Origin of the sequence: Lonsdalea iberica, from assembly GCF_002111585.1 — a bacterium.
Classification (GTDB): domain Bacteria; phylum Pseudomonadota; class Gammaproteobacteria; order Enterobacterales; family Enterobacteriaceae; genus Lonsdalea; species Lonsdalea iberica.
Window position 1 is genome coordinate 1 of sequence record NZ_LUTP01000041.1, and the last position, 20,181, is coordinate 20,181.

Annotated in this window: 18 protein-coding genes; 6 read left to right on the plus strand and 12 right to left on the minus strand. The window is 53.3% G+C overall.

Annotated features, from left to right (window positions below):
• Positions 1-250: retention module-containing protein (locus AU511_RS13540; protein WP_139829385.1), on the minus strand; the 250-nt coding region annotated here is incomplete at its 3' end.
• 373 nt (positions 251-623) lie between these two features.
• On the opposite strand from AU511_RS13540, the gene AU511_RS13545 reads away from it, so the two are divergent.
• The 3 genes from AU511_RS13545 (at position 624) to AU511_RS13555 (ending at position 5,582) form a co-directional block, all read left to right on the plus strand.
• Positions 624-1,976 carry a TolC family outer membrane protein gene (locus tag AU511_RS13545; RefSeq protein ID WP_094110008.1) on the plus strand — a complete coding sequence of 451 codons (1,353 nt, stop codon included), beginning with the start codon at positions 624-626 and terminating at the stop codon, positions 1,974-1,976.
• Between the two features lie 68 nt (positions 1,977-2,044).
• Positions 2,045-4,231, plus strand: a complete 2,187-nt coding sequence (locus AU511_RS13550; protein WP_094110009.1) for a type I secretion system permease/ATPase — start codon at positions 2,045-2,047, stop codon at positions 4,229-4,231.
• A gap of 61 nt (positions 4,232-4,292) precedes the next feature.
• Positions 4,293-5,582, plus strand: a complete 1,290-nt coding sequence (locus AU511_RS13555) for an HlyD family type I secretion periplasmic adaptor subunit (protein WP_420843459.1) — start codon at positions 4,293-4,295, stop codon at positions 5,580-5,582.
• A 314-nt stretch (positions 5,583-5,896) separates the two neighbouring features.
• Here AU511_RS13555 and AU511_RS13560 read toward each other — a convergent pair whose 3' ends face one another.
• The gene (locus AU511_RS13560) at positions 5,897-7,411 is read right to left on the minus strand and encodes a sensor domain-containing protein (RefSeq protein ID WP_094110011.1); all 1,515 of its coding nucleotides are present in this window, start codon (positions 7,409-7,411) and stop codon (positions 5,897-5,899) included.
• 768 nt (positions 7,412-8,179) lie between these two features.
• Positions 8,180-8,956, minus strand: a complete 777-nt coding sequence (gene pdeH / locus AU511_RS13565) for a cyclic-guanylate-specific phosphodiesterase (protein ID WP_094101920.1) — start codon at positions 8,954-8,956, stop codon at positions 8,180-8,182.
• A gap of 436 nt (positions 8,957-9,392) precedes the next feature.
• Between pdeH and AU511_RS13570 the strand changes: the two genes are divergently transcribed.
• From AU511_RS13570 to AU511_RS13580, 3 genes are all read left to right on the plus strand, one after another.
• The gene (locus tag AU511_RS13570) at positions 9,393-10,427 is read left to right on the plus strand and encodes an ABC transporter substrate-binding protein (RefSeq protein WP_094101919.1); all 1,035 of its coding nucleotides are present in this window, start codon (positions 9,393-9,395) and stop codon (positions 10,425-10,427) included.
• Complete coding sequence (locus AU511_RS13575; RefSeq protein ID WP_094110012.1) at positions 10,424-11,182, plus strand: substrate-binding domain-containing protein; 759 nt, start codon at positions 10,424-10,426, stop codon at positions 11,180-11,182. The genes AU511_RS13570 and AU511_RS13575 overlap by 4 nt, the downstream gene beginning before the upstream one ends.
• Positions 11,183-11,426: 244 nt before the next feature.
• Positions 11,427-11,687 (plus strand): YfhL family 4Fe-4S dicluster ferredoxin, encoded by a 261-nt coding sequence (locus AU511_RS13580; protein WP_094110013.1) that lies wholly within the window; start codon positions 11,427-11,429, stop codon positions 11,685-11,687.
• 7 nt (positions 11,688-11,694) lie between these two features.
• Here AU511_RS13580 and acpS read toward each other — a convergent pair whose 3' ends face one another.
• From acpS to rseA, 9 genes are all read right to left on the minus strand, one after another.
• Positions 11,695-12,075 (minus strand): holo-ACP synthase, encoded by a 381-nt coding sequence (gene acpS, locus AU511_RS13585; RefSeq protein WP_026741421.1) that lies wholly within the window; start codon positions 12,073-12,075, stop codon positions 11,695-11,697.
• Positions 12,075-12,806 (minus strand): pyridoxine 5'-phosphate synthase, encoded by a 732-nt coding sequence (gene pdxJ / locus AU511_RS13590; protein ID WP_094110014.1) that lies wholly within the window; start codon positions 12,804-12,806, stop codon positions 12,075-12,077. Before pdxJ ends, acpS begins: the two co-directional genes overlap by 1 nt.
• A gap of 74 nt (positions 12,807-12,880) precedes the next feature.
• Entirely contained in the window at positions 12,881-13,612 is a 732-nt protein-coding gene (gene recO, locus AU511_RS13595) for a DNA repair protein RecO (RefSeq protein WP_094101915.1), read from the minus strand.
• 12 nt (positions 13,613-13,624) lie between these two features.
• The gene (gene era / locus AU511_RS13600; RefSeq protein ID WP_026741424.1) at positions 13,625-14,530 is read right to left on the minus strand and encodes a GTPase Era; all 906 of its coding nucleotides are present in this window, start codon (positions 14,528-14,530) and stop codon (positions 13,625-13,627) included.
• Positions 14,527-15,207, minus strand: a complete 681-nt coding sequence (gene rnc, locus AU511_RS13605; RefSeq protein ID WP_026741425.1) for a ribonuclease III — start codon at positions 15,205-15,207, stop codon at positions 14,527-14,529. The genes era and rnc overlap by 4 nt, the downstream gene beginning before the upstream one ends.
• A 178-nt stretch (positions 15,208-15,385) precedes the next feature.
• Positions 15,386-16,354, minus strand: coding sequence for a signal peptidase I (gene lepB, locus AU511_RS13610; protein ID WP_094110015.1), 969 nt, complete (start codon positions 16,352-16,354; stop codon positions 15,386-15,388).
• Positions 16,355-16,370: 16 nt separating this feature from the next.
• A complete protein-coding gene (lepA, locus tag AU511_RS13615) occupies positions 16,371-18,170 on the minus strand; it encodes a translation elongation factor 4 (protein WP_094101913.1) in 1,800 nt (599 codons plus the stop codon).
• A gap of 396 nt (positions 18,171-18,566) precedes the next feature.
• Positions 18,567-19,517, minus strand: coding sequence for a sigma-E factor regulatory protein RseB (rseB, locus tag AU511_RS13620; RefSeq protein ID WP_094110016.1), 951 nt, complete (start codon positions 19,515-19,517; stop codon positions 18,567-18,569).
• On the minus strand, positions 19,517-20,173 hold the full coding sequence (gene rseA, locus AU511_RS13625) for an anti-sigma-E factor RseA (protein ID WP_094101911.1): 657 nt from the start codon (positions 20,171-20,173) through the stop codon (positions 19,517-19,519). The genes rseB and rseA overlap by 1 nt, the downstream gene beginning before the upstream one ends.
• Positions 20,174-20,181 lie beyond the last annotated feature (8 nt).

Sequence of the window (20,181 nt, forward strand, 5' to 3'; positions counted from 1 at the left end):
CCTGAGACTCTGCCGCACGATGCTCTGTGGTCGTCCCTGAGCTCTGGGACTCACTCCACTGGCTATCTCGTCCCAAGTCCAGAGTCCGGCCATCCGGCAGTGAAATTGAAACTGCGCCAGCATTGCCTGTGGCCACTTGCTCGCCGCGATAGATATGGTCGCCAGCAGATACCTGACGTTGAGTACCATCCTGCGCTATGACAAATACTTGTCCGATAACAAATTTGATGGTACCGATAACGCTACTCACAATAGCATCTCCTCAATATTTTCGATGGATTTCATCGAATGGAAAACCGATTAAATTTATATGTAAAGCCTCATCTTAACTCAGGCTTTAAAAGGTGATTTCAATCTCTTGTTATTACTTTATTATTACATCTGAAAGTATTTAGCTGACGTCAATGACTTGACTCAGCCCCTAATATAATAAAAAATTTGGAACATTCTTACCAAAAATTTTTACTCGATTAGAGCAGAGAATTTACGGTAATGCGCCAATTTTTTCGATAAGCGGCTAATGGATTGACAGCTATCTTTTTTTAAATGGATTGTTGTTTCCTTAAGTCATTATTGAAAAAGAAATAACTCATTATTAATGGCATTCAGGAAAAAGCGTTATTATGAAGCGTAAAAATCCATTTATTTCTTTACTTTTATTAATCACGGTTTCCCCTATTTCTTTTGCTGATACATTAAAAGATGCAATTGAAAACACGCTCAATACTCACCCTGAAATAAGTGCGGCTAGCAACAGCCGCTATTCAGCGGAGAAAAACGTGCGTGCCGCCCAGGGGGGCTATCTACCGAGTATTTCTCTCAACGCCGGTATCGGCAAAGAGAACCTCGACACTCCATCCACCCGCGCTCAGAACAGCAGCAACGACATTCTTACGCGTCGAGAAACAACGATCAACCTTAGTCAGAGGGTGTTTGACGGTTTCGAGACGTCGAATACCGTTGCGCAGCAAAAAGCGACCGTCAATTCAAGAGCCTACAAAATGCTGAATACCAGCGAGGCGCGCGCGCTTGATGCGGTCCAGGCCTACCTTGATGTGTTGCAGCGTCACGAATTTCTGACACTGGCTGAAGAAAACCTGGGAACCAACCAACGTATCTATGATCAAATTAAGCTGCGCTCCGAACAGGGCGTGGGTCGTCTGGCCGACTTGGAGCAGGCCGAAGCGCGTGTCGCACAGGCGCGCAACAACGTGCTGACAGAGCAAACCAACCTGACCGATGCGGAAAGCAACTACTTCAGCGTCGTCGGTAAAGAGCCGTTGGGATTGCAGATCCCGAGCAATGAGTCGTTAAACATTCCCGCCACGCTGGTTGATGCCAAACGCGTGATGGTGGCAAACAGCCCGATACTGAAGTCTGCCGAGTCGGATATCGAAGCGACCCGTAAACAATATGAAGCGCAAAAATCAGGATTCTATCCTAAATTTAACGTTGAGCTTGCCCGTACCTTAAACGAAAACATCGATGGTACGCGCGGTAAGTACAACGAATGGCAGGCAATGCTGCGCATGCGCTATAACTTGTACGAGGGCGGCAGCACCAAGGCGACCCTGGAATCGAAAGCTTTTCAGGTCAAAGAAGCGGAAGACATACGTAACAACACGCTACGTCAGCTGAATGAAGAGTTGCGTCTTTCCTGGTCTGCGATGAATAATGCGCGCCAACAGCTTCCTATCGCACAAGAGTATGCAGAACGCAGCCGCCGCGTGCGCGACGCCTACCAGAAGCAGTTTAGTCTGGGCGAACGCACCCTGCTGGACGTTCTGGACAGTGAGAACGAACGCTTTACGGCACAACGCCGGATGGTGGAAATTCGCTTCCTGTCTATGTATAGCGAATATCGACTGAAAGCCCGCATGGGCGACCTATTGAACAGCCTGTCTATTCCTGCGCCATCCGCAGGTCAAAGCCTGAGCGCTGTCAATACGCAGGTAGATTTGCCTGACTTACAATAATGTTTCAGTCAGCCTGTGCCTTTTCCGTCCGCGGGAGAGGCATTCTTAGTTAAGGAATGTTTGGTTACATGATGCCACAGCATGAACAACCACCAGGCAGCGCCGACGTCGCTGCCGCTTCCGTAAACCACGATCCTCGCAATCGTCACGACGATCCCTTACTCGACAGCCTGTTGATCCTTTGCAAACTTCAGGGCAAAACCGCCAGCCGTACCACCTTGACCGCCGGGTTGCCGCTCGCAGAGCAAAGATTGACGGTTGGACTGCTGCCGCGCGCAGCGGCGCGAGCGGGCTTGCAGGCACGAGTGCTTAAGCGACCGCTGAACGCAATCTCCGGTATGTCGCTCCCCGCCATGCTGCTGATGCGAGAAGGCCGGTCCGTCATCCTGTTGGGGTGGAACAGTGACGGCAGCGCTCGCATCATGCCCAGCGAAACCGAGGGCGGCGAGATCGTCGTCGATCACAGTACGTTGCAGCAGAATTATCTGGGACTAGTGATGTTCGCGCAGCCACGACATTCGTTCGATCTGCAGCAAACCTCGTTGATCCCGCGGACAAAATCTTGGTTCAAGGACACGTTGAAGCTGTCCCGCTTCCTGTATATGGATGCGATTCTCGCCAGCCTGCTCATCAACCTCATTGCACTCGCCACCCCGCTATTCGTGATGAACGTTTATGACCGCGTCGTCCCCAACCAGGCGACGTCTACGCTGTGGGTACTCGCCCTCGGCGTCAGCGGCGCTTTCTTTTTCGATCTGATACTGCGCACGCTACGCAGCATCTGTCTGGATATCGCGGGTAAAAAAACCGACCTTATTCTTTCCGCCACGCTGTTCGAACGCATCACGGGTATGGCGATGAAAGCGCGTCCCGCCCGCGTCGGCAGCTTCGCGCAGAACATTCATGAGTTTCAACTGCTGCGGGACTTTCTCTCCTCGCTGACGCTGACCACGCTGATCGACTTTCCCTTTACCCTGCTGCTGTTGCTGGTCATTGGCATCATCGGCGGCCCGCTGGTGTGGATCCCGGTCCTCGCCTTCCCGCTGGCCTTGCTGGTGAGCTGGGCGCTGCAAAAACCGCTCACCTCGACTATTGAAAAATCGCTGCATCTGGCGAGCGAGCGTCAGGCGACATTAATCGAAACGCTGAGCGGGCTTGATGCGATTAAGGTCAATAACGCGGAAAGCGAACGCCAGCATCAATGGGAACAGACGATCGGCAGCCTGAGCCGTCTGGAGATGCGAGCGAAAACGCTCTCTGCGCTGGCGGTCAACCTGACCCAGTGGTTCCAGCAGTTGGCGGGCGTCATCATGATCGTGGTTGGCGTTTATTTGCTGATTGACGGCAAACTGAGTATGGGTGCGCTCATCGCCTGCTACATGCTGAACGGACGCGCCTTGATTCCGATGGGGCAGCTGTCCGGTTTGGTCACACGCTATCAACAGGCCAAACTGACGATGGTGACGACCGAGCAAATGATGGATCTGCCGCAGGAGCGCAAGGAGGACGAACGTCCACTGAAACGCGAAAGCATCGTCGGCGGCATAGAGTTCCGCGATGTCACCTTTAATTACCCGGAACAGAAGGTTCGTTCGCTGTCGAACATCAACCTGACCATTCAGCCAGGCGAGAAAGTCGGCATCATCGGACGTACCGGGTCAGGTAAAAGCTCGCTGGAAAAATTACTCGTCAATCTGTATCAGCCGACCAGCGGCAATCTGCTAATAGACGGTGTCGACTCACGCCAGCTGGACGTCAGCGATCTGCGCCACAACATCGGTTACGTTCCCCAGGACATTCAACTGTTCAGCGGCACGCTGCGCGATAACCTGATTTGCGGTGCGCGCTATGTGGAAGACGAAGCCATGCTGCGCGCCGCCGAAATCGCCGGCGTCAGTGAGTTTGCCCGCCTTCATCCCGACGGCTACAACCTGCAGGTCGGCGAGCGCGGTCAACAGCTCTCGGGCGGCCAACGTCAAGCGGTAGCCATCGCTCGCTCCCTGTTGCTGGAGCCGCCCATCCTGGTGATGGATGAGCCTACCAGCTCGATGGATAACAGCAACGAAGATCGCCTCAAGCAGGCGCTGCAATCCGCCTTGATTAACAAGACGCTACTGCTGGTGACGCACCGCGTGTCCATGCTGTCGCTGGTTGACCGCCTAATCATCATGGATAAAGGCCGAATTATTGCCGACGGTCCGAAAGCCATCGTGATGGATGCATTAAAGAAGGGGCAGATCAATGCGTCTCGTTGAAACGACTAAAAAAATACTGGCCTATTTTCAGGCCTCCCGTAAAAACAGCGACGCGCAGACCATGCCCGAAGTCAGCCAGGCCATGGTGGAAGATGCGCCCCGCATCATTCGCGTCACCCTGTGGGTGATTTTGGCATGCATCGGCTTTTTCCTACTGTGGGCCGCCTTCGCCGAAATCGACGAGGTGACACACGGCGAAGGGAAAGCGATTCCCTCGACCCGACTGCAAAAAATTCAAAACCTTGAAGGCGGGATCGTCACCCAGATTTTCGTCCACGAAGGACAAATCGTTAAGGCGGGCGAATCGTTGTTGCGTCTGGACGACACTCGCTTTGCTTCAAACGTCGGTGAAACCGAGGCTGACCGGCTGTCTCTGCTGGCGCGAATCGCTCGCCTGAATGCGGAGATCAACGACACGCCGTTCACGCTACCCGCCGAGGTGGAAAAGCAAGCCCCGAGCATCGCTAACGGCGAACGGGATCTCTACAACAACCGCAAGCGACAGTTCAGCAATGAAATCTCCGGCCTGAAAGAACAGCTGGTGCAACGACGTCAGGAGCTGCGCGACTATGTTTCCAGACAGGAGCAGTACCGTAACAGTCTGAACTTGCTCCAGCAGGAGATCAGAATGTCCGAGCCGTTGATCAAGGCGGGCGCCATTTCGAAGGTGGAAATTCTTCGTCTGCGTCGTTCTGAGGTGGAAATTCGCGGTCAGATGGATTCGGTAACGCTATCAATCCCGCGCGCCGAGGCGGCACTGAAAGAAATTGATAATAAGATTGAAGAGACCCACGGCCGCTATAAAAGCGAAGCCTTGGCGCAGTTGAATGAAGCACAGAACAATCTCAACAAGATCACGGCGACGGGCAAAGCGCTGGAAGACCGGGTCAACCGTACGCTGGTGGTGTCGCCCGTCCGGGGCATCGTGCAACAAATTTTTGTGAATACCATCGGCGGCGTTATCCAACCGGGTAACGATCTGGTTGAAATCGTGCCCTTGGACGACAGCCTGCTCATCGAAGCCCGTATTCGCCCGCAGGACATTGCCTTTTTACACCCCGGCCAGCAGGCAGTGATCAAATTCACCGCCTACGACTACACGATTTATGGCGGATTAAAAGGGCATCTCGAGCAAATCAGTCCGGATACCGTGACGGATAAAGAAGGACACAGCTACTACATTATCCGCCTGCGTACCGAGAAAAATCATCTGGGCACCGAAGACAAACCGCTGATTGTGATCCCCGGTATGGTCGCGACCGTCGATATCATGACGGGTAAGAAAACCATACTGCGTTACCTGCTTAAACCTATCCTGCGAGCCAGGGCTGAAGCGCTGCGGGAAAGATAATCCCCTGAGGTTTTCAACCGGTTATTTGTTGGTTGGGATATTTTCGTAAGACGGGTGACCTCGCAAGGTTGCCCGTTTTTTTTACGTCGCTCGCAGACGCTCTTACTTCGGCCGTCTGCCACCTCTGCTGAACGCAGGGACGCTAAGTGAGTACGCATTCGCGTCGAGATAAGGCAAAAGCCACATGCGCACTAAGGTTTGGCTAAACAAAAACGGGCAAAGTGCCATCGCGCCGCCCGTTGTTCACCCCTGCCCTTTTCTTCCTTCGATGAGTGCGCTCACGCTTCTCCGCCGGTAGCGCATTACGACAGAAATCAGTGAGTATTGACGTCTTGATAGATCATTGTCTGGCTGCGTCCCAGCGTTTTGGCTTGATACATGGCGGCGTCAGCGTTGATGGCCAACGACAGCGCATCGGCGCCGTGCTCCGGATAAAGCGCAATGCCGATACTGCAGGAGATATCCAGCGTTTTGCCGTCAATGTCGAAAGGTTCATTCAGCGCATAGTGGATCTTGTCCGCCACATACAAGGTATTCTCCTGCGCCTTGATGCCCTGAAGAAGGATGATGAACTCGTCCCCGCTACGACGATACACCGTATCGCTATCGCGAACGGCAAGACGCATTCGAGCAGCCGCTTCTTTCAATAACAGATCGCCCACGGCATGGCCGAACGTGTCATTGATCTGTTTGAATTTGTCCAAATCCAAGAACATCAAGGCAATCTTGCGCCCCGTCTGTTTGGAAAGCTGAATCGCCTGTTCCATCTGCTCGGCAAAAGTCAGGCCGTTGGCCAAAGAGGTGAGTGAGTCGTAGTGTGCCAGCTGACGGTAGTGTTCCTCGCTACGGCGCAGCATATCAATCGCGCGATAGCGTTCAATGGCGACGGATACCAGTTGAGCGGACTTCTCGATGGATTCGATTTCGTCTGCGGCGGGAGAGTAAACTTTTCGATGGTAAACACTAAGCACGGCTAATACTTCATCATTCTGGCCGAACACTGGTTCAGACCAACAAGAACGCAAGCCAGCATACAGGGCCAGACCTTTATAAAGCGACCAGCTTGGATCGGTGGAGATATCTTCTGCAATGACTCGTTTACCAGTATATGCTGCCGTTCCGAACGATGCGGCGCCCTCTGCGATCTTCACATTATGAATGGCATTTTTATAGAAGCCCGGCAGGCTGGGTGCGGAACCGAGGGTTAAACATTTCTTATCCTTATCAATAAGCAGGACAGAGCAGACAATTCTTCCGGGATTTTTCTCTTCTACGCTGAAAATAATGGCATCAAGAATATCTTTAAGAGGCGCCCCGCTAGACAACAATTCCAACGCGCGGTTGTAAGAATTATCGTGATACTCTTGCGTTTTTTTCTCCGTAATATCCATTTTAATGCCGACATACTGAATAGCGTTACTCGCTTTATTATATATCTTTACGATGCTGGCTTTTTCCCAATATAACTGACCATTTTTTTTCCGGTTAATAAACTCCCCACTCCAGATATCGCCTTTATTGAGCGCGTCCCACAGCTCTTCATAAACGCCCGCGTTGGTCATCCCCGAACTGAGAAAGTTGGGATTTTTGCCCATCACCTCTTCGGCTTCGTACCCGGACATGGAGACGAACTGTCTGTTTACATAGATAATTTCGCAATTTTCGTTGGCGATCATGAGAGCGGCAGGACTATACTCCGCTGCAAACAGAACCATATTCAAAAAATCCAGCTTTTTATTTTCGATGCTGGACTTTTCCTGGCGTTTACGGTTTCGGAATGAAGAAACACCCAAAAGAATAATCAATAGAGTTATTATAATTCCATACACAATAATACTCTCCTCAGGGCCGTAGGGTCCTGAACGCACGCAGCACATTACTGAAGACGAAAGATCCCGGTAATAACATCCCCCTATTCAGTTTTTCAGATTTGGCAGATTTCCGGAGAGTAGATGGGATAAATGGAAAAAATATCCGGCCAGGCTGAGAGTTCAGAAACATGGAAACGTAAGCATAAAGCCCCCCAAATATCACTGCGTGAAGATAGAAATAATCAAATAAAAAGATTCAGCTTATTTGTTATATATATCACTAACACTATTATAAGATTTACTAATAATCTAAAGCTGATTTTTATGCATTTAGCCTGCGCTGTATTTTGACTATCAATTGCGCTGAAGCAAATCAATTATACCAATAATTAATACCCTTTTAATCACAAAAACCTATCATGAGGAAATTATTGATCGTTATAAGCAAACATTTGTTTTTTTATTCATTATAATCAAATGGTTATGAATCTGGTTTTGACTAGCATTCGTACAAACATCAAGCCTGCCATTTATGATGAAAATCACAACCCGTAGAATTATTAGCCATAGAATTAATAAAGTTAACTATTGTTAATCAAAGCTTAAGAATTAAACTTCAAAAGATTAACTTTCATTAATCAAATGTTTTGTTTTTAATGTTGTCATTTGCACGTCATGCTGTGCCGAATAGCCCGCTATTTCAGGCTATCCGACCCTCGTCTTGCCAGACGCGAAATAAAAAGAAGAAGTAACGCTATAAAAAGATAAGTATGACCAGGGGTAACGTCAGAATTCGAGTTTTAATGACTCGAAATATTCAAACGACTGAGGGCGAGAAAGGAAATAGCCTTGTGCTGCCGTTGCGTTGGACGCTTTGACCATGCCCCACTCGTTTTCCGTTTCCACGCCTTCAACGACGATGTAATTACAGTAACGAGTCATCAACGTGATCAGCAGATGAAAAATCTGGCGTCCCTCTTCCGTTTGCTGAAGCATGACGAACAGCTCTCGGGCAACTTTGATGCAATCGTGCCTCACCATCAATAGCGATGAGAAGTTGGCGACACCACAGCCGAAATCATCCAACCATAGCCGGCTGGCTTCAGGCAGCGCGTTCAGCAATTCCTTAGACAAACCTTCGTGACACTCCACCAGTTCGAAACGCAACCAAGGCATAGTGGCAATCAGCTTTTTGGCCTGCAGATTTTTCTGCAACGCCATCAGCACCGGCCCGTCGATATTCACGGAGGCCAGTAGGTTGTCCCGGACAAAACGGTCATTCAAGCGACGCAGCAGCTGCATCTGCTCGATGACGATTTTCAGACGCATCCCGACATCAATGTGAGCGAAGTAGACTTCAGGGGAAAGTGCTTGATGCGGGATAGTCGGATGTGAAATGGCAGTTAATAGCTCAATGCCAAGCAATCGTCCGGATGTTCGATAAATCGGTTGGAAAGTGTACTTTCGGCGGCAACTGAACAAAAAATCAACGTCATCTTTTGTCTCCGGCCCACAATCGGGTGGAATAGGCCCAAACTGATTAAGCTGACTGATTTGCTGCACTCTATATTCCGCCGTTAGACATACGCTGAATGACTAAAATAATCCCACAGCTCCAGAAAACAGCCCTGACCGCGATGAAAGTTAATTCGGGGCAGTTAACGTAATGTGGGCTACATTACGATGTAAACGTGACGGACACATTGCTGTGTTGCGAATTTGACCAGTCTATCAATGGGCTGTGGGAATCGTAATTTTTAGCACTTTATGATAAAGACTAATTCACATACCGCCTAGGGGCTCAATCCTGAGAGTAAACGATGATTTTGCACTGTACTCCACCGGATGCTGTAGGCAATAAAATGCCGCCCTACGAACGAGGCTAAATTTTGATTATTTCCTATACAACCAGACAGTTAGCATCAATTGCTCTCTCCTGGCGAGCGCTATAATACAGCACGTAATTATCAGAGATATAATAATGAGAAGAATAATTCTTATGTTTGCGATTGGTCTGCTGATGACGACAATTTCATCAGTAGTCCATGCTCAACGGTTAATCGTCGACCAACTTAATCGCAACGTCACCCTTCCCGACAACGTCGAACGCGTTGTCGTTTTACAACATCAAACGCTTAACCTGCTGGTTGAACTCAACGCGACCGATAAAATCGTCGGCATTCAACGCGATTGGGAACAGCAGCTGGGCCGCCACTATGCTGAGCTTGTCCCGCAATTAGTCGATAAACCTAAAGTGGGCGACCTGACGCACGTTGATTTGGAACGTCTCGCCGCGCTCCATCCTCAGGTCGTCTTCGTCACCCACTATGCGCCACAAGAAATGATCGAACAGATTAGCCAGCTCGGTATCGCCGTCGTCGCCGTTTCCCTGCGTCATGACGCCCCCGGTCAGGAAAGAGAGCTTAATCCCAAGATGGCAGATGAAGAGCAGGCCTATGACCAAGGGCTGAAAGAGGGGATTCGGCTCATCGGCGCTATCGTGGACCGCACGCCACAAGCCGTTATGCTGATTGAAAAGGCCTTCGGTCAGCGACAGCTAGTCAGTAAACGCTTACAACATCTGCCTGAGGCGCAGCGCGTACGCGCCTACATGGCGAATCCGGAACTCACTACCTACGGTTCTGGAAAATATACCGGGCTGATGATGCAGCATGCCGGCGCCTTGAATGTCGCCGCGGCCACGGTGAAAGGTTACAAACAGGTGTCGATGGAGCAGGTCATTGCTTGGGATCCGCAGGTAATTTTCGTTCAAGATCGCTATCCGCAGGTCGTCGAACAAATTCAGACTCAGCCGGAATGGCGGACGATTGACGCCGTCAAACAACACCGTGTCTATCTCATGCCCGAATATGCCAAAGCCTGGGGCTATCCCATGCCGGAAGCTCTGGGCTTAGGCGAGCTATGGATGGCGAAAAAAGTGTACCCTGAGGTTTTCAGCGATATCGACATCCGCCAGCAGGCGGAAGATTGGTATCAGACCTTTTACCGTACACATTACACTGGCGCAGAATGAGCACTCTCCCCTTGCAGGTGCTGGCGGCGGGCAGCCTCGGCGGAGTCTGGCCCCTGCTGATGGCCGCGTTCGAAGCCAAGACAGGACTCACGACACGCACCACTTTCGGCCCAGCGGGCTTATTACGTCAGCGGATCGAGCAAGGCGTTCCCTGCGATCTCTTCGCCTCCGCCAATCAAAACCACGCAGAGATGCTGGTGATGCGTGAACTCGCCCTCTCCGCAACGCCGCTGGCCGTCAACCGCCTCTGCCTCACGGCATCGGCTTTCGCCGCGGACCGATCTGAGGATTGGCTCACGCTACTGCTTGATCCTGATTTACGGCTGGCAACATCTACCCCCGGCAGCGATCCCTCCGGCGACTACGCCTGGCAGCTGTTTGAACGAATAGAGAGACATCATCCCGGAGCGGCCGCTGACTTACAGGCCAAGGCGCTGATGCTGGTCGGCGGCCCAGACAGCACACCGGTGCCAGCGGGAGAGATGGCCGCATCCTGGTTGATCATGAGCGGTCAGGCAGATCTCTTTGTCGGTTACGCCAGCTATGCGCCGCGACTGCGCTCCCTGCCGGGCATTCGCGTATTCGACCTTCCCGATGACGATAATATTCGCGCCGACTACACCGTTGCGCTGTGCCATTCGAACGCGCAGCCGCTGGCCGAATTTTTGTCTTCGACGGAAGCGCGCAAAATATTACAGAACGGCGGATTCGAAATGCCGATCCTGAACGAGGTTCCGAGCAGCTTATCCCGCTGAATCGTCTGAACTCAGCAAGCCTCTTCGCTCGAGGAGCACGCCACACAGTTGGGCTGATATCGCTTTTGTGCTAAAGTGCGCGCCGCCGCCGATGCCTCCTTTAAGAAAACGCGCTGCCTCCCCTGTCCGTCGACTGATGCGGAGAGCGCGTCGAATGTGGTGGCTAAGGCGTAGATAACTTCATCGGGTGCGATGGTTGCGGATTGGCTGCTGAATAGCAGCAAGAAATGGGAAAGACCTTTAAATGGCGCTGTTAATTACCAAACGATGCATCAACTGCGATATGTGCGAGCCAGAGTGCCCGAATCAGGCCATATCTATGGGGATGGAGACGTACGAAATCGATTCCGAGCGCTGTACGGAGTGCGTCGGTCACTACGATATCCCAACCTGCCAGAAAGTGTGCCCAATCGATAACACCATCATCACCGATCCGGCGCACGTGGAAAATCAGGATCGGCTGTGGGAAAAATACGTTCAACTACACCACGCCGACCAACTTTAGAACTGAATCAACTTTCCACAATCACGGTGGCGCAGGCGTAGCGCCGCTCATCCGCTAGCGAGACGTGCACATGCTGCACGCCCAGCGCTTGCGCAAACTCCGCCGCTCGCCCCAGAAAACGCAGGCAGGGCTTACCCAGATCGTTGTTGAATACCTCGAATTGGGCGAATGCCAATCCCTGACGAATCCCCGTACCAAACGCTTTCGATGCCGCTTCTTTCACCGCAAAACGTTTGGCCAAAAATCGAATCGGCTGTTGATGCTCCTGATAAGTCGCCCACTCGGCGTCGCTCAGAATGCGCCGCGCGAGGCGATCGCCGGAGCGTTCAACGGCCGCTTCGATGCGGGCGATTTCTACGATGTCAGTACCCAATCCCAGAACAGCCATTAACGACGCGCTTCCCGCATTAAGGATTTCATTTCAGCGACGGCGGCCGGTAAGCCACTCATGACGGCACGTCCGATGATCGAATGCCCAATATTCAGCTCATGCATTTCCGGCAGAGCGGCGATGGGTTGTACGTTATGGTAGGTCAAACCGTGACCGGCGTTGACGCGGATCCCTTTCGCTGCGGCATAGGTCGCGGCATCACGGATGCGCTCAAACTCATGTTGACGCGCCTCATCACCGTCAGCATCCGCGTAAGCGCCGGTATGTAGTTCGATGTAGGGCGCGGCGCAGGCGACGGCGGCATCGATTTGGGCGCGATCAGGATCGATAAACAATGAGACGTTGATCCCGGCAGCCTTCAGCTTTTTCACCGCATCCTGCATTTTTTCCTGCTGCCCGGCGACGTCCAGACCACCTTCTGTCGTCACTTCCTGCCGTTTTTCCGGCACTAGGCAGCAGAAATGGGGCTTCAGTTCGCAGGCGATGGCCACCATCTCATCCGTGACGGCCATTTCCAGATTCATACGCGTCTGAATAGTCTGGCGCAGAAGGCGCACATCGCGGTCCGTAATATGGCGACGGTCTTCGCGCAGATGCACGGTAATGCCGTCCGCCCCCGCTTGTTCTGCGATAAAAGCGGCCTGAACCGGGTCGGGATACGCCGTACCCCGGGCGTTTCGCAAGGTCGCGATATGATCGATATTTACACCTAACAACAGCTCAGCCATGATCCATCCTTACTCTCTATCTCAACAATGACATCAGTTTACACCGCCGCCGATCCTGTTGGGTACTCCCACGGCTACGCTTCGGGCGGCGCAGACCTAGGCGGTTTGATCACAAACTGCCGGAACAGCTCGCGGCTTTTGAGGGGTTTCCCGCCGAGGTAGGGCTTTAGCGCCATGCGGGTGAACCGTTTGGCGGCGCGCAACGTTTCAGCATCGGGGAACTCACGTGCCGCCAGCGCGCGAAGTTCGTGTCCGGTAAAACTGAGGCGGTCCACCACCAGACTGGCGATAAACCCCTTCTCTTCCCGATAGCGATACGTCATGTCGTCCGCGACGCTCTCGCCGCTCCCCGCGCAGTGAAGAAAGTCGACGCCATAACCGAGATGTCCCAGCAGCGCCAGCTCAAAGCGGCGCAGCGCCGGTTCAGGCGAACCGTCGAGCGCAGCCAGCTGTTGCAGGCAATGCAAATAGTCGAAGAAGAGTGCGGAAAAGTTGGTTTCGAACTCGAGAACCCGAGTCAGTAATTCGTTGACGTACAGACCGCTGTAAAGGGTGCTGCCGCTGATAGGCAGAGCCAGCGAAACCGGCTCGGCGTTACGTAACGTTTTGACATCGCCCCGCCCGCTCCAGCGAACCAGTAGCGGCGTGAACGGCTGAAGGCACCCTTTCAGGCTGGAACGCCGGGCCCGGGCGCCTTTCGCCAACATCCGGACACGGCCCTGATTCTCCGTGAACAGATCCAGCAGCAGGCTGGTTTCACTATAGGGGCGCCCATGCAAGACAAATGCGCGTTGCCAGCCTTCCATGGGCACGACCCCTTAGAGGTCGTCGATGTAACCCAGGCTGCGCAGCGCACGTTCGTCGTCCGCCCAGCCGGATTTCACTTTGACCCACAGTTCCAGATGCACTTTTGCCTCGAACATCTGTTCCATGTCCTGACGGGCTTCAATGCCGATGGTTTTGATCTTGGAGCCTTTGTTGCCGATCACCATTTTTTTCTGGCCTTCGCGCTCGACCAGAATCAGACCGTTGATATCGTATCCGCCGCGTTCGTTCGCCACAAAACGCTCGATTTCCACGGTCACTGAATAGGGCAGCTCTTCCCCCAGAAAACGCATCAGCTTTTCACGGATAATCTCGGAAGCCATGAAGCGCTGAGAACGATCGGTGATGTAGTCTTCCGGGAAGTGGTGTTCCGCCTGCGGCAGATGCTTACGGACAATGCTGGCGATAGTGTCGACGTTCATGCCTTTCTCGGCGCTCATCGGCACGACATCCAGAAACTTCATTTTCTGACTAATCATCTGGATGTGCGGCAGTAGTTTGCTTTTGTCCGTCACGTTATCCACTTTGTTGATAGCCAGCAGTACAGGATGTTTCTGATCGCGCAGTTTGTTGACCACCATTTCGTCGTCTTCGGTCCAGTGCGTCCCTTCAACAACAAAAATAACCAGTTCGACGTCGCCAATTGAACTGCTGGCGGCACGGTTCATCAACCGGTTGATCGCCCGTTTTTCTTCGATATGCAGCCCCGGGGTATCCACATAGATCGCCTGATAAGGCCCTTCGGTGTGAATGCCCATGATACGGTGGCGCGTCGTCTGCGGTTTACGGGAGGTGATAGAAACCTTCTGACCCAGCAGCTGGTTCAGCAATGTGGATTTGCCGACGTTCGGTCGGCCTACAATCGCGACAAAGCCGCAGTAATTCTGTTCTTCGCTCATTCAAGCTCCAGCTGTATTAGCGCTTGTTCTGCCGCAGCCTGCTCGGCTTTCCGACGACTCGACCCCGTGCCGACCACCGGTTCGCTAAACCCGCTGACCAGACAGTGTATGGTGAACTCTTGATCGTGCGCTTCACCACGCACCTGCACTACCAGGTAGGTAGGCAGCGGTAAATGCCGTCCCTGCAGGAACTCCTGCAGCCGGGTTTTGGGATCTTTTTGCTTATCGCCAGGGCTGATTTCGTTCAGGCGACTCTGATACCACTCGAGGATCAGCTTCTCGACCATCTGGATATCGCTGTCCAGAAAAATGCCACCGATCAGCGCTTCGACCGTGTCTGCCAGTATGGACTCGCGACGGAAGCCGCCGCTTTTCAACTCTCCCGGCCCCAGTCGCAGGCATTCGCCCAATTCAAACTCGCGCGCGATCTCTGCCAGCGTATTGCCGCGCACCAACGTGGCGCGCATCCGGCTCATATCCCCTTCATCAACGCGGGGGAAACGGTGATAGAGCGCATTGGCGATCACAAAGCTCAGAATGGAGTCCCCGAGGAATTCCAGCCGTTCATTGTGTTTACTGCTGGCGCTACGATGCGTAAGCGCCTGCAGTAAAAGATCGTATTGTCGGAAAGTATAGCCCAGCTTTTTTTGTAAACGATTTATGAGAATGGGGTTCATGTGTTACCAATATCAATCGTGCTTTTTGACCACAGCATACGGAACAGCCCTGCTGAACTCTGATTCGTGCCAAAACTGTTTCGTTTGCACTGGCTCCCGGTAGGGAGCCTGCGTTTATTTATGTCGAAAATATTCTACAACGGAAGGCGCAAAGATATCGCGTGTTTATTACGTTGTATTAGTGAATACCGCCAATCCGGCTCAGGCGTACGCCGGTAGGCCATTGGCCTTCCTGTTTTTCAAAGCTCATCCAGATTGCCGTGGCTTTCCCGACCAGATTTCTCTCCGGCACAAAACCCCAGTAACGGCTGTCAGCGCTATTGTCACGGTTATCGCCCATCATGAAATAGCTGCCTGCCGGCACGACCCACGTGCTCAACGGCTGATGAGGCTGGTGATAGTACAGGCTCAGCTGATCCTGCGCGATCGGCACGGTAAGAATGTCGTGCGTGACGTCGCCCAAAGTTTCTTTACGCGTTGTCAGACGGATACCGTTCGCCTGCTCCCCCGTCGGGACCTGATAGAACCCGTTGCTGCTTTCGCCGCCCATCCCATTGAAGGTCTGGACAAAGTCGCTCGGCTGCACGTTGCTGTAGGTGACGGCTAACGCCTTATCGCAATCAGATGACTGTGAACACGCGGGCTGGATCGTCACCTGCTTGGCGACAGGATCGTAACTTACGCGATCGCCCGGCAAGCCCACAACGCGCTTGATGTAGTCCAGACGCGGGTTTTCCGGATATTTAAAAACAGCAATGTCGCCCCGGTTTGGATGGCCGGTTTTAATCAGTGTCGTCTGGGTAATGGGATCTTTGATGCCGTAGGCAAATTTTTCCACCAGAATAAAATCGCCGATCAGCAGCGTGGGCATCATCGAACCTGACGGGATCTGAAACGGCTCGTAGATGAACGAACGCACCACCAGCACCACTGCCAGAACGGGGAACACCGAGGCACAAGTTTCAATCCAGCCTGGCTGTTTGATGCTGCTGGAGAGCGTTTGCTCTCCGGCCGTACCGTCCGCCGGCTGGCTTGAATGAGCCAGTCTGGCGCGACGCGCCGGCGCCCACTTGAAACGGTCCAGACACCACACCACGCCAGTGACCAGCGTCGCGAGCGTCAGAATCAAGGCAAACATATTGGCCATGCCAACTCCTCTGAAATTATTTACTGTCCTTGCCCACGTGCAGAATGGCCAAAAACGCTTCCTGCGGCAGCTCAACGTTGCCGACCTGTTTCATTCGTTTCTTACCGTCTTTCTGTTTCTGCAGCAGCTTTTTCTTACGGCTCACATCGCCGCCATAACATTTAGCCAGCACGTTCTTACGCAGCTGCTTGACGGTAGAACGCGCGATAATGTGGTTGCCGATCGCCGCCTGAATCGCAATATCAAACTGCTGACGCGGGATAAGCTCTTTCATTTTTTCCACCAGATCGCGACCGCGATACGGCGCATTGTCGTGGTGAGTGATCAACGCCAGGGCATCGACTCGTTCGCCGTTAATCAAAACGTCGACGCGTACCATATTGGAAGCCTGGAACCGCTTGAAATTGTAGTCCAGCGATGCATATCCGCGAGAGGTGGATTTCAGACGGTCGAAGAAGTCCAGCACCACTTCCGCCATCGGAATGTCATACGTCAACGCCACCTGGTTGCCGTGGTACACCATGTTGGTCTGCACGCCGCGTTTTTCCACGCACAGCGTGATGACGTTGCCCAGAAACTCCTGCGGCATCAGCATGTGACATTCGGCGATAGGCTCACGCAGCTCCGCGATATTGTTAATCGCCGGCAACTTGGACGGGCTGTCCACGTAGATGACTTCACCACCCGTGGTTTCCACTTCATACACCACCGTGGGGGCGGTAGTGATCAGGTCCAGATCGTATTCACGCTCCAGACGCTCCTGAATGATCTCCATGTGCAGCAGGCCTAGGAAGCCGCAGCGGAAACCGAAGCCCAGCGCCGTAGAGCTTTCCGGCTCGTAGAACAGAGAAGCATCGTTCAGGCTGAGTTTGCCCAGCGCGTCGCGGAACGACTCATAGTCGTCAGAGCTGACGGGGAACAGACCCGCATAAACCTGAGGTTTTACTTTTTTGAAGCCCGGCAGCGCATTTTCCGCCGGCTTGCGTGCCAGCGTCAGGGTATCGCCGACCGGCGCGCCCAGAATGTCTTTGATGGCGCAGACCAACCAACCCACTTCGCCGCAGTTGAGCGTATCGCGATCTACACGTTTCGGCGTGAAGATGCCGAGACGCTCGGCGTTGTAAACCTGGCCGGTGCTCATGACCTTGATTTTATCGCCCTTGCGCAGGGAGCCGTTTTTGATACGAATCAGAGACACTACGCCCAGATAGTTATCGAACCAGGAGTCGATGATCAACGCCTGCAGCGGCGCGTCCGGGTCACCTACCGGCGGTGGGATATCTCGCACCAGACGTTCGAGGATTTCCGGAACGCCGACGCCGGTTTTCGCCGAGCAACGTACGGCATCCGTCGCATCGATCCCGACGATATCTTCAATTTCCTGTGCAACACGATCCGGATCGGCCGCTGGAAGGTCAATTTTGTTGAGGACCGGCACGACTTCCAGGTCCATTTCGATCGCCGTATAACAGTTAGCCAGCGTCTGCGCCTCAACGCCCTGCCCCGCATCCACCACCAGTAATGCGCCTTCGCAGGCCGCCAGCGAACGGGAGACTTCATAAGAGAAGTCAACGTGTCCCGGGGTGTCGATGAAGTTGAGCTGGTAGGTCTCGCCGTCGGGAGCTTTATAATCCAACGTCACGCTCTGCGCTTTAATCGTGATTCCGCGCTCGCGCTCGAGTTCCATAGAATCCAGAACCTGCGCCGCCATTTCACGCTCGGTTAAACCACCACAAATTTGAATGATGCGGTCAGAAAGCGTCGACTTACCGTGGTCGATGTGGGCAATGATGGAAAAATTTCGTATATGCTTCATTATTAAAGTTTTTCTACCTTGGTATTTCTGAAATCTTGCCGATCGGCATGCGCATTAGCCGACAACGCTGACCGTTGTCATAGGCCCGAATCGCAGCATTCTACATGCCATACGGGGGAAAACCTAGTCATGGGCCGTCTATTAAGACTGTTTATCATCACGTAACCACACCTATTCGCCCTGCAAGAGAATGTCAGTCGCTATGCGATGCGAAAACCGAGAGGTGATGCCTGAAATAGACGGGGGCCACCTCATCGCTCTCAGGCTATTTCGACCAGGAAACAAGGATGCGGATGACATCGCTCGGCATAAAGGTCGTCTTGTCGGCGATGAGGATTATCCGACCTGACGCCTAGCACCATTCATCGGAGGTCGCGGCCCTTTTCCGGGACTCGGTCAGGGCGCCTTGAAGGTCACGCTGTCGGCGATGCGCTTGGCCGTAGCCAACGGCAGTTCGCCAATCACGGTAATTTCGTGCTTTTCGCGCACGACGGAGTGGATCATCCGCCGTCCGAGCAACGCGTTCTGGTCCGGGTGCGTGTCGCCTACCGGGCTAACGTTCACCGAAAAGCTGAATATACCGTCGCTGTAGAGCCGAGACTCTACCGGCACGCCCCCGCTGGGAAGCGGTCGCTGGCTGCGAGAGATCTCTTCTACGCCGTTCGGCAGCCACTGCGTCGACCACGCGAAATCGGCCGATGCCGCCGTGGGTACGCTAAGGAGCGGCGGCAGGCTCATACGATCGAGGCTTTTCATCTCTGACTGCACAGAGCCGTCCACCGTCATGGAAAGGACGCGATACTGCTCCAGCAGTTCGCCATTCTGATCCAGCAAGTCGACACGCAGCGGCAGTCTTGTGGCCGCATCCAGGCAAATCACATAGCTAAAGCGCGTACCGTCCCGGGAGACGATGCGTACAACGTCGCTCTGACGATCGGCAAGGCGAATACGCCCGGTGGGAATGAAGTCATAATAAGCAGACAGCCGGGAGAAGTTGGCATAGATCAAGGCTGGCAGCGCATCTACCATATGGTCGCCTGAGAGCGTGAAAGGATCGAGATTGGTTTCAAAGTAGCTGATATTGCGAGCTCGTTGAACCACTTCCCGACGAGGGCCGTCAAGATGGAGCAGCTGCGCCAACGTCTCCTTCCCCGCTAACGTGTGACGATAGCGAAAGGACTCAATCCCCTGACGGGACACGTTGATGTAATAGATTTCATAGCTCAGAGACTGACTGGCTCGGCTCATTTGTTGCAACATCGCCCCGGAGTTGTCCTGAGCCGGGGCGATGTTGGGATAGCCTGCGCCGCCGAGAAGCAGCGCGGTGATAAACAAAAAGCGCTTCATTACTGCGGCTGCATTCCTAATGATTGGGTTCCAGGCACCTGAACCGCGGCCTGTTGCTCTTCATGTTGGTCAAAACGCAGTTGGTCAGAATGCACGCGGCGCTGTAGCTCATAGTCCTGTAACAGCGCATTAATGCGTTCGTGCTGAGCCTGCTGCTGGCGCTGGCCCACCGTGTTGACGCTGGTTTCGGCCGGTACGCTCAGGCTGACCGGCGATGCGGTACCTAAAGCAGGGAGCGTGCTGAATGCCGGGGCTTCGACCGCACCGTCCGTCGCTACGCCGCCTTGCTGGTAGTGCTGTACACCAACGATGACCGCCAGAGAAACGCAGGCGGCGACGCCGATTTGCGTAAGATTAGCCGCCAGCGGACGCACCTTGTTCCAGAACGACAGGTTTTGCCAAGTCCGGGGATGTGGCTGGGATTCGGGCACCGCCTGCGGGTTGAAGAGAACAGGTTCCTGCTCTAATGCGGCCGCGACGCGGGCTGCGACGTCTACATGCAGCACGTGTTCACACACATCATTGCGCATTGTGTCGCGTATTACATGGTAACGCTGCCAGCTTTCCTGAAGTGTTTCGTCTTTCGACAAAGCGCTCAGCAGTTCGTTGTCGACAGCCTCGCCATCCATTAAAGCGGAAAGTTTTTCTTTCTGCATACCTTACA